Raw genomic sequence first — 9,910 nt, 5'->3', positions numbered from 1 at the left:
GTGTAATTGAGGATCGACAGCTTCAAGCCCCAGCCTTCGTCTTCTTCGACGGGGTGCTTTTGGCATCCGGCCAACAAGAAGACGGCGATTAGAGCGGACAAAATGATCTTTGCCATTATCGTTTGACTACATCGAAATAGAATGGGATTTGCCGTCGAACAGAGCGTCAACCTCGGAGGTTGAGGACAGCATCTTTTCGCGTTCCAGTACTGCCAAGACCGATCGATACACCTCAGCGTCATGGCTTTCGGGAGAGGCTTCCCGTAGCACCTTCGAAATACAAGAATGCGCTTCCGAGGGGCGGCCAGTGAACCGGCCAAAAATGTGGGTCGAGCGCTGAATGAACGTCAGTACGGCATCGGCACGTGCGAGCGACGCAAGGTCATCTACTTGGCGATCGCTTAACCGCAATGGACCGTCCGATCCGACTTGTGCATCGACCCGAACTCGAACACATTGCAACTCCGCTGACCGATCGGCGTACCGCCACGTGCCCTTCCCCAGCACGCGGGTGCGCTGCTCCTCGTCCAACACCAACAGCAACTGTTGTAGTGCGCGCGTATCCGCGATCCGTATCAGAAACGCCGTGTCGGACGAATCGACGGCTTCAAGCTGTCCGCGCAAGTGGTGCATGCAGGCATCGAAGCCATCGGGCCAATGCAAGAACGTCAGCATGGGCTTTGCATTTGCGCGCCGAAGAGCCAGTTCCAGCATCGCAGTCCGCAATGACTCGCCGTTCGGTAGTTCAACAAGCTGTGGCGCGACCTCCGCCAGGCCGGGCCCCTCATAAAGCCCTTCAAAAAGCGATTTGATCCTGGTTTCGGGAAACCGCCTATGCAGTGCGGGCACAAAGCCGGTGTCGAAGCCGCAGTCGACCAGCATCAGGATCGATGCGTCGCCGAAGGCGGCCTGTAGCCGAGACAGGAAATCCACCGGATAGTCATCGACCCAGCGCGGCTCGGACAACATGGGACGAGAACTTACGGCTGCGTCTCTATCAGCCATTTTTCAAGGCCAATGCGTGGCCCCCTTCCATCGCGTGCTTCATGCATTCAACGCACACGCTCTGTGGGAATGCGGGCAAGGGATATGTTCCGTTCACCGGCCCCTCAAACTTCCGCTGCGCACTCTTGTAAGTAATCGCCCCCGGACACTCCACCGTAATATTCCCACCCTCGATCGTGATCGAAGCCCCGCCCGCCGTCGCCACGCGAATGCGCTTCGCGGCAGCAAAGTCCACCTGCATATTGGCCGACACGACCTTCAATTCATCCTTGGCCTGCAGCTTCATCACGTCGTGCTGGGCTTGGACGTCGATGTCTTCGCTGCCCGCGATCAGCTTCAGGCCGGTGTCGCCCTCGCCCGCTTTCTCCAGCGCCGCGGCGATGCCGATGGCTTGACCGCTGTGCAATCGTGCCTGCTTGCCGATCGCCAGGTTGGTGTCCTGGCCTGACACCATGCCGAGCGACTTGCCGTTGACCATCTGCAGCTCCTGCCCCGCGACCATGGCAAGGCCAGCGCGGCCGGCCAGTTGCACGATGGCTTCGCTCGGATGCGGGACCTTGCCCTGCGTCTGCTGGTTGCCGCTGGCGGCGTCCTGCATCGCGGTGTCCAGATCCTTGCCGTCGACCATGCCGGACGCGGCGGTTTCCAGCTTCGCCAGCTGGGCCTCGTCGTCCTTGGCGGTCAGCAGAGCTGCCGTCTGGTGCTTGACCGCGCCCTCGCCCAGCGTCTGCGTCAGCGACTTCGCCTGGCGGATCAGCGCGATGCCGGCCGCGTTATCGCCCGTCGGTACGGGCCGCTGGCTCTGTGCATCCCGATAGGTGCTGATCAGCACGCCGGCCTTGCCGCGAATCGCGCCGTAGCCGTCGGTGCGCAGCTCGAAGCCTTCGCCGCGGAAGCTGCCGCGGTAGTTGTCCTGCTGGTGGATCAGGTGGCCGAGGTTGAGTTGGCTGTGCTGGACCGTCGTGGCCAGTTGCGTGCGCAGCTGGTTGTCGCTGTCGTCGAACACCAGCTGGTTGGTGCCGTCGCCACCGTGCTCGCGGCTCTTGAAGCCACTCAGTGCGGCGGCGTTGCGGTGTCCTTCCTGATCAGCGCTCATGCCGTGCCACGCGGGCGCATGGCCGCCAGCGACATTGGCCTGCGCGCTCGGCGCGGTGTCGCTGCCTTGCTGGTACACCGACGCATCGGCGGCAGCGGCCTGCTTGCCGCCCGGCGTCGGCGCAATGCCGCCCTCGCCCTGCCCGTTGTACAGCGCGCCGATCACGATCGGTTGATCGATATCGTCGTCAGCGAACTTGACCAGCACCTCCTGGCCGATCCGCGGCAGCCATTGCCAGCCCATACCGGCACCGGCTTGGCGCTGCGCCACGCGGACCCAGCGCGTGCTGCGGTCATCCTCGCGCTCGCCCTTCTGCCACGGGAAGCGGACCCGAATCTCCCCGCGCGGGCTGACATGGTGTTCGGCATCGCCGCTCGGCTGCGTCTCGCCTTGCGGGCCAACTACGGTCGCCGTCTGCACGCCGATCGCGGTCGGCGTGGCGAACAGCCTGGCGCCGTTGCCGTCGACCACGCGCGGGCGCCACGGGCGGCGCGCATCGCAGGCGCGGAACAGATTGGCGTAGCCGTATTGCTCGGCGGCCTGGTGCAGCGACGCCGTCGGCACGTTGCGCTCCACTGCATCGCCAAGCGCAAGGAAGCCCATCGTCATCGGCCCATTCTCCGGCGCGCTGGGCGGCGTATCGAAGCACAGCGCGGCCTCGAGCGGGCCCAGCCGCTGACCCAGCGCGGCGCGCGTCTCTGCTGCCAAATTGTTCAGGCCGCAATGCTCGACGATATCGAGCAGCAGCGGATAGGCGGCCTCGGCATCTTCCTGTTTGGGCAGATGCGGGCAATCGGAGACCGCCACACGGGTGCCACTGACGAAGGTGCGCACCGTACCCTGCCCGGCGAACAGCTGCGCGCGTGCCTCGATGCTCTCCATCAACTGCTCGGCCAGCCGCTGCGCGCCGGCCGCATCGCCGACCACCGACTGGCTGACCGACAGATAGGGCTCCGGGCATTGCGCGCCGCCGCCGAGCTTGGCTGGCGCATGGCCGCGCAGCGTGCGCTTGCCGTTGCCGTCCCACGCCACCACCGCGACGCCGGGCACCGTCACGCGGCTATGGCAAGCGAGCTGCTGCACGGCGTCGGCTTCTTCCTGGCTGTGGGCGCGGTGATAGCGAACGCTCGAAACCTGACCTTCCGGCAATTGCGGGCTGTCCGCGAAGATCGTCATCGCATGCCCTGACGGTGCCTGCTCGTCGTCGACGAAGGCGAAGCCCAACCCTGCCTCGGCCAGCAGCCGCGACAGGAACGCGTAATCGGTCTCGCGATATTGGCTGACGTGTTCGCGCGGACCGAGCGTGTCGATGCGCTGCTGCGCGCCCGCCGTATAGCGCCACACCGCATGTGGCGCGTACGGCGACAGGATCTGTTCGGCGATATCGGCCAGCGTGCGGTTCTGGAATACCTGGCTATGCCGCTGCTGCGTGGCCAACCACAGCCACGGCACCACGGTCAGCCGATAGCGCGCCAGGCTGCCATCGGCGCCCAGCTTCTCGGCCTTGCGCACCAGGCCGCTGCGGCGAATGCGCTCGCCATCGGCCAGCGTGGTCCACAGCGTGACCTTCGCACCGAGCAGGGACTTCAGCGGCAGGCGGGCATTGGCGCTGACCGCGACGATGCGCCATTCGCTCAGCTCCGACAGCGCCTCGCGGCCGAGCCAGGCCTCGACGGCCAGCTCGCCGACGGCCCCCTCGCCTTCGAGCTGGAACAGCCGCCGCGCCGGGGAAAACAGGGTCTGAATCAGGGTGGTGTGGTCCATGGCGATTCGGTGTCGCAGCGGGTGTCGCAGGGGAGATCACAGCGGATGTCGAGCGATCGGCAAGCCCGATCGGTTGCCCGACAACGCCAATGGCCGCGTCGATGCCGCGGCCATCTGCTCTGTCAGCACCCTTGCCTCTCGGCCGTCATTACTGCGAACGCTGGGCGGTGCCGCTTTTGCGCGTCCGCGACGCGGTCGTGGTTTTCTCTTCGGGCGTGGGGGCCAGCAATGCCGCCAGCAATTCGGCATCGCGATCATTGCCGGTATTGGCGCCCGCCTTTTTTGAAACTCGGCGCGTATTGTTGGAGGCAATACGCGAGCGCTCGGTTTTCGTCTTCCCTACAGTCGTAGGGTTCGAATTGGAACGCGAAGCAACCTTGGTCGCCGTATTCGAATGTTGCCGTTTTGTCGCGGTCTGATTCGATGCAGTGATCTTCGTTTTATTTACTTCTTGGTTTAGCGTTTTTTTATTCGATTCCTTGGCGGCGACCGTCGTCGATTTGGCGTGACGGTCCGCAGCGCTCTTGTCATGATCTGGCGCCGCATTTGCTGCCAGCGCGGCACCGCCGGCCAATGCCGCGGCACCGAGCCCGGCAGCGGCCAGATCGCCGGATGGCATCTTGCCGAGATTGTCGAGCGCATCGTCATCGGCATCGCGCTCGGGGCTGACATCGACGATGGTAGCGGAGCTGGCCGGCGCTTCGACGGAAGCAGCCGCGCCTGCCGCGGCGGCCTGCATGTCGGCGGCGGGGGCCGCGCTGGCGGCGGAATTCGCGCTTTCAGCCGGCACGACGGTGGCCACCGTTGGGGCCTCGACGTCGTTGCCCTTGCCCAGCCAGAAGGCCACGGCGCCCGCGCCGACCAACAGCAACGCCAGCGTGGCGAACACGCTGTGGCGCTTGATATCGGGAGTCTTCTTCTTGACAGGAGCGTGACTGGCGACCCGCCCTTCGAGGCTGGCCAGGATGCGCGTATCGGGTCCCTGGCTGTCGGCATTGCCCGAGCCGAACAGCGACGGTGGTCCATTTCCTTTGAAGTCGTCGCCGTGGCTCATCTTTTGGCTCTCGAATTGCAATAAAATGCGCGTCGGGCAGCGCAGGGATGGAATTGAGTTAAGCGATCGGCAACATAACTCGAAGACAGGGCCCGAGCAGAAATTCGACGAGGTGGCGCGAGCTGCCGATGCGGACGAAGCGCGCAGATTTTATAGCTGGCCGCAACAAAAATGCAAATATGTGAACGGCGCCGTCACAACTCGCAGACGGCGATTTTTTTGCAGCCGAATGTCAGCCCGGAATCGAGCCAAATAAAATGTCACAAAATGTAACTATTGAAGCCGTTGTCATGGGCGGTTTGGACGGCGCGCGGTACGCACACTGAGCGGATGATCTTTATTACGCTGTTCCTGTATTTCGCGCTGATGGTCGCGATCGCGGCCATTCTGCTGCTGCCGGGCGTGCGCGAGCGCGTGCTGCTGGCCGCGCGCACGCAATGGCAGCGGCTCAGTATCCATGCCAGCGCGGCAAGCCAGCGCTCGGCCGGAACCCTACGAACGTCGGCTTCCCAGGCAGCCGATTCGATGGAAGCATTGCGCGCCTTCGTTGCGCGCCGAAAGGTCTTTCTGCTGTGCGCGGCGGGCGTCGTCGCGACCCCGCCGATCGTTGCCCTCGCCTTGCGACCGAAACTGCTGTTCGAGTACGATGACGCGCTGCGCGAGCCGGACCAGAAGATTTCCGCTTTATTGAATGGCGAACGCCTGGTTCCGCCGGCGCCATTGCCGCCGGAAGTATTCACCACGCAGGAAGTCGAACGGATTCGCCCGACCATTCGCGAAGCCAGCCGCAATTGGGATCTGCTCGACGCCGATTTTCGTCAGCGCCTGCTGCTGGTCTACAAGATCATGCGCGACGAGCATGGCTATGAAATGGCGCTGCTGGAGGGCTATCGCAGTCCGGAGCGCCAGGCCAGGCTGGCCGCGATGGGCACGCATGTCACAAAGGCGGGCGCCTATCACAGTTACCATCAGTTCGGCCTGGCCGCGGACAGCGCCTTCTATCGCGACGGCAAGCTGGTGATCAGCGAAAAGGATCCGTGGGCAATGCGCGGATACGAGTTGTATGGGCAAATCGCCGAGTCCGCGGGGCTGACCTGGGGCGGGCGCTGGAAGATGATGGATCTTGGGCACGTCGAGTTGCGCCGGCCCGGCGTGCTCGGCAAGAAGCCCGGCTAGCGTGCGATGTGCGGGGGCACGGTGCACGCAACGGCGGCCGGCGAAAGCAGGCTGCGAATCGATAGCTGGTGGCGGGATCGCCCTTCTCAGTCGAGAGAACAACAATGACACGGCCATTTATCGTATTGGGTGACAAGACCGACCACGGCGGCGTCGTGATCAGCGCGTCGGGCACCACGTCGACCAACGGCAAGGGCATCGCCTGCGTCGGCGATCGCGTGACCTGTCCGAAGTCGGGTCATGGCGAAACCACCATCGTCACCGGCGATTCGACCGTGATCATCGATGGCCGCGCCGCGGCCCGCCACGGCGACAAGACGGCATGCGGCGCGACGTTGCTGTCCAGCCAGGGAGTCACCGGCAGCGCGTAAGGCGAGCGCCGTTCCGCTGTTGCGCTCCTCTGTGCCGACCCTCCCCGACACCATGCTCGCACGCCTGTTCCGTTCCGGCCTGATCCTGTTCGCCGTCTTCGCGCTGGTCTGGACCGCGACGATCCTGTGGTGGCAATCGATCCATCGGATGCCGACCACGACCGATATCGTCACGCATCTGTTCCTGCTGCCGGCCGGCATGATTGCCGGCTATCTGGTCATCCGCCGCGCGCTGGACGGCATTCGCCGCAATGTCGCGGCCGCGGTCAGCACGTCGGCGGCCGCCGCGCAAGACGGCGGGGACTCGGCCGACGGCGCCGTGCCCGACAACGATCCCACCCGCCGTTGGCGCGCGCTGGTGTTGGGCGCTGCCCTGCATACCGCCAAGGGCGGCGACACGGCCGCCACCGCCGCGGCCACCGCCGGGCAGCAGCGGCCGGACGTTGTCGACGTGCTGGGCGATGGCGTGCCGATCTTCGCCGCGCCTGCCGAGGACATCGATGTCGATGGCACGCGCGAGGTGCTGGAGCAGGCCTTTGCCGAGCTGCCGTGGAATGACGAGGCCGTACGGACCGTCGCGCTGGCCAGCGATGTGGCCGAGCAGCTGGTCGCCCAGACCCTGGAGCAATATCCCGCGCTGTACTTCCCCGCCGCCGGCGAGAGCCCGACGGCCACGCAGGCCGAGGAGCCGCCACGGCTGGTGCTGACGCTATTGCTGCCCGAGCGCTGGCAGGCATCGATGGCGGCGGCCGCCGGTCAATACGTGCGCGGCCGCCTGACCGGGCTGTGGCCGGTCGAACGGATCTCGATGGAGACGCTGACCGCCAAGGGCGACGGCGATGCGATGGTCCAGGTCGATCGCGCAATCCTTGCGCTGCATCGCGAACCGACGCACGAACTGCGCGGCGTGATCGCGGCGGATTCGCATATCGGTGCCGAAGCGATCGACCGGCTGCGCGCAACCAACCGGCTGTTCAGCGCCCAATGCGAGCACGGCGTCGCGCCCTCCGAGGCGGCGGCGGGCATCCTGCTGTATCCGCCGCAGGGACCGCTGGCCGCGATGCTCGCGCAGGACGCGCCGCCGGCGTCGATCGGCCGCACCACGCTGACGCGGCTCGATGCGCCGACGCCCGACAAGGGGCAGCCGCGCACCGCGGCGCTCGATCAGGCCATTGCGCAGACCGTGGCGCTGCTGGCCGAGCCGGCTGGCGACGCGAAGACGAAAGACGACGACCAGGCAGAACCGGCCGCCGAACCTGCGCCGGCGCCCCAACCGGTTGTGGTCACCGCAGACATCAGCCCGCATCCGGTCCGCACCGTCGAACTGGCGCGGGTGTTCTCCGAACGCTTTGGCGAACTCGACGTCAGCGCGGACCTGCTGGCGGTCGGCACCGCCTGTGGACACACCGGCAATGCCGGCGCGCTGCTGGCCATCGTCCTGGCGCATCAGCAGTGCGCCGAGCGCGGCGGTCCGGCGCTGGCGCTGACCGCGGCCGATCCGCATCAGCGCGGCGCGATCGCGATATTGCCGCCGGCCACCACCTAGCGGCCATCCGCCCCAAGCCAGAACACGCACGAGCTCGCACCAAGCCCAAGCACAAGCACAAGCACAAGAACCAGCACACGCATTCGCAAACCGCAGGCCACCATGCATCGATTCCTCAGTTTCCTGACCAACACGCGCACGCTGTCCGTGATAGGCGTCGTCGCGCTGACGCTCTTCCTGCTGCTGGCGGCCGATACCTTCGAGGTGGGGCTCACCTGGGTCGGCATCGTGCTCGGCCTGCTGGTGGTGGCATGGCTGATCGCCTTCGCATGGCGTCACTATCGCGCACGGCAAGCCAGCGGCAAGCTCGGCGCACTGCTGGAACAGCAGGCCAATGCGGCGGCCCAGGAAGCGCCGCAGGAAAAGCGCGGCGAGGTCGAGGCGCTGCGCACGCGGCTGGTCGATGCGGTCAAGACGATCAAGACGTCCAAGCTCGGCCAGCTGTCGGGCAACGAGGCACTGTACGAACTGCCGTGGTACATCGTGATCGGCAACCCCGCCGCGGGCAAGAGCACCGCGGTGCTGAACTCGGGCCTGCAGTTCCCGTTCGCCGACAAGAACAACGCGATCATCCACGGCATCGGCGGCACGCGTAATTGCGACTGGTTCTTCACCACCGAGGGCATCCTGCTCGATACCGCGGGCCGCTATTCGGTGCACGAGGAAGACCGCAAGGAATGGCTGGGCTTCCTGGACCTGCTCAAGCGTTACCGCCCGCGCGCGCCAATCAACGGCATCGTGGTCACCGTCAGCATTCCGGAGCTGACGCAGAACCGTCCCGAGTTTGCGATCCAGCTGGCCAAGAACCTGCGCCAGCGCGTGCAGGAACTGACCGAGCGCCTTGAAGTCTTCGCGCCGGTCTACGTGATGTTCACCAAGGCGGACCTGATCACCGGCTTCACCGAATTCTTCGGCGACAGCGACAAGCACGAGCGCGACCGCGTCTGGGGCGCTACCCTGCCCTTCGAGCCGGGCGAAAAGCGCGATGCCGCCGCGATGTTCGACGAGCGCTTCGACGAGCTGTACGACGGCCTGAAGGAAATCAGCGTGGCGCAGATCGCGCAGCACCGCAACGGCAAGCTGTCGCCGGGGCTGCTGAGCTTCCCGCTCGAGTTCGCGTCGATCAAGCCGGCGCTGCGCGCCTTCCTGGTGACGCTGTTCGACGAGAACCCGTTCCAGTACAAGCCGGTGTTCCGCGGCTTCTATTTCACCAGCGCGGTGCAGGAGGCCAGCACCACCAGCGCCTCGGCCGAACGGATTGCCCGCCGCTTCGGCCTGAAGCTGGACAGTGCCGCCCATAGCCGCGAGGTGTTCTCGAAGAACGGCTTCTTCCTGCGCGACCTGTTCTCCAAGGTGGTGTTCGCCGACCGCAAGACGGTCCGCCAGTTCTCCAGCCCGGCCAAGACGCGGATGCGCTTCGTCACGTTCTTCGGGCTGGTGCTGGCGCTTGGCCTGCTGCTGGGCGGCTGGACCTGGTCGTTTATCGGCAACCGCCAGCTGACCGCCAATGTGCAGGCCGACCTCGACAAGATCGTCAAGCTGCAGCAGAACCGCATCGACCTGCAATCGCGGCTGGAGGCGCTGGATATCCTGCAGGACCGCATCGAGCAGCTGGAGCGCTTCCGCGCCGATCATCCGATCGCGCTGTCGCTGGGCCTCTATCAGGGCGATACGCTGCAGCACAAGCTGCTCGACGAGTATTACAACGGCCTGCGCCAGGTCATGCTGAAGCCGGTCGGCACGTCGATCGAACGCTTCCTCGCCGAAGTCAACGCGCATCCGGACCAGCTCGCACAGAACGTGCGGGCGCCGGCCGCCAATGGCGCCGTGGTGCCGGCCTCGGCGCAAGCCGGTGCGAGCGCGGCGACCGCCACCCCGGCCGCGGCAGCCACTGCGGC

Annotated in this window: 7 protein-coding genes; 4 read left to right on the top strand and 3 right to left on the bottom strand. The window is 65.7% G+C overall.

The genetic code is table 11. From position 1 onward, the window contains the following. Positions 1-126: 126 nt before the first annotated feature. The 3 genes from B551_RS06815 to B551_RS06805 all read right to left on the bottom strand — a co-directional run bounded on the left by B551_RS06815 (position 127) and on the right by B551_RS06805 (position 4,919). Positions 127-969, bottom strand: coding sequence for a DUF4123 domain-containing protein (locus tag B551_RS06815; RefSeq protein ID WP_006575571.1), 843 nt, complete (start codon positions 967-969; stop codon positions 127-129). Between the two features lie 28 nt (positions 970-997). Next, positions 998-3,865, bottom strand: coding sequence for a type VI secretion system Vgr family protein (locus tag B551_RS06810; RefSeq protein ID WP_006575570.1), 2,868 nt, complete (start codon positions 3,863-3,865; stop codon positions 998-1,000). Between the two features lie 148 nt (positions 3,866-4,013). After that, on the bottom strand, positions 4,014-4,919 hold the full coding sequence (locus tag B551_RS06805) for a hypothetical protein (RefSeq protein ID WP_043437857.1): 906 nt from the start codon (positions 4,917-4,919) through the stop codon (positions 4,014-4,016). 330 nt (positions 4,920-5,249) lie between these two features. Here B551_RS06805 and B551_RS06800 point away from each other — a divergent pair, with 330 nt between their 5' ends. The 4 genes from B551_RS06800 to tssM all read left to right on the top strand — a co-directional run. Beyond that, a complete protein-coding gene (locus tag B551_RS06800; protein ID WP_006575568.1) occupies positions 5,250-6,095 on the top strand; it encodes a M15 family metallopeptidase in 846 nt (281 codons plus the stop codon). Between the two features lie 104 nt (positions 6,096-6,199). Further along, positions 6,200-6,466 carry a PAAR domain-containing protein gene (locus tag B551_RS06795; RefSeq protein ID WP_006575567.1) on the top strand — a complete coding sequence of 89 codons (267 nt, stop codon included), beginning with the start codon at positions 6,200-6,202 and terminating at the stop codon, positions 6,464-6,466. A 52-nt stretch (positions 6,467-6,518) separates the two neighbouring features. Then, positions 6,519-8,012: a hypothetical protein gene (locus tag B551_RS06790; RefSeq protein WP_023263736.1), complete on the top strand. Its 1,494-nt coding sequence runs from the start codon at positions 6,519-6,521 to the stop codon at positions 8,010-8,012. 102 nt (positions 8,013-8,114) lie between these two features. Continuing rightward, on the top strand, positions 8,115-9,910 hold a 1,796-nt coding region (gene tssM / locus B551_RS06785; RefSeq protein WP_023263735.1), incomplete at its 3' end, for a type VI secretion system membrane subunit TssM.

It is taken from the genome of Cupriavidus sp. HPC(L) (assembly GCF_000307735.3).
Classification (GTDB): Bacteria; Pseudomonadota; Gammaproteobacteria; order Burkholderiales; family Burkholderiaceae; genus Cupriavidus.
The sequence above is the reverse complement of the archived record's forward strand: the minus strand, read 5'-3'. Positions and strand labels throughout refer to the sequence as shown.

Excerpts from the sequence above, each read along its gene's own strand:
- B551_RS06815 (WP_006575571.1), bottom strand. The coding sequence starts at position 969 with ATGTTGTCCGAGCCGCGCTGGGTCGATGACTATCCGGTGGATTTCCTG.
- B551_RS06810 (WP_006575570.1), bottom strand. The coding sequence starts at position 3,865 with ATGGACCACACCACCCTGATTCAGACCCTGTTTTCCCCGGCGCGGCGG.
- B551_RS06805 (WP_043437857.1), bottom strand. The coding sequence starts at position 4,919 with ATGAGCCACGGCGACGACTTCAAAGGAAATGGACCACCGTCGCTGTTC.
- B551_RS06800 (WP_006575568.1), top strand. The coding sequence starts at position 5,250 with ATGATCTTTATTACGCTGTTCCTGTATTTCGCGCTGATGGTCGCGATC.
- B551_RS06795 (WP_006575567.1), top strand. The coding sequence starts at position 6,200 with ATGACACGGCCATTTATCGTATTGGGTGACAAGACCGACCACGGCGGC.
- B551_RS06790 (WP_023263736.1), top strand. The coding sequence starts at position 6,519 with ATGCTCGCACGCCTGTTCCGTTCCGGCCTGATCCTGTTCGCCGTCTTC.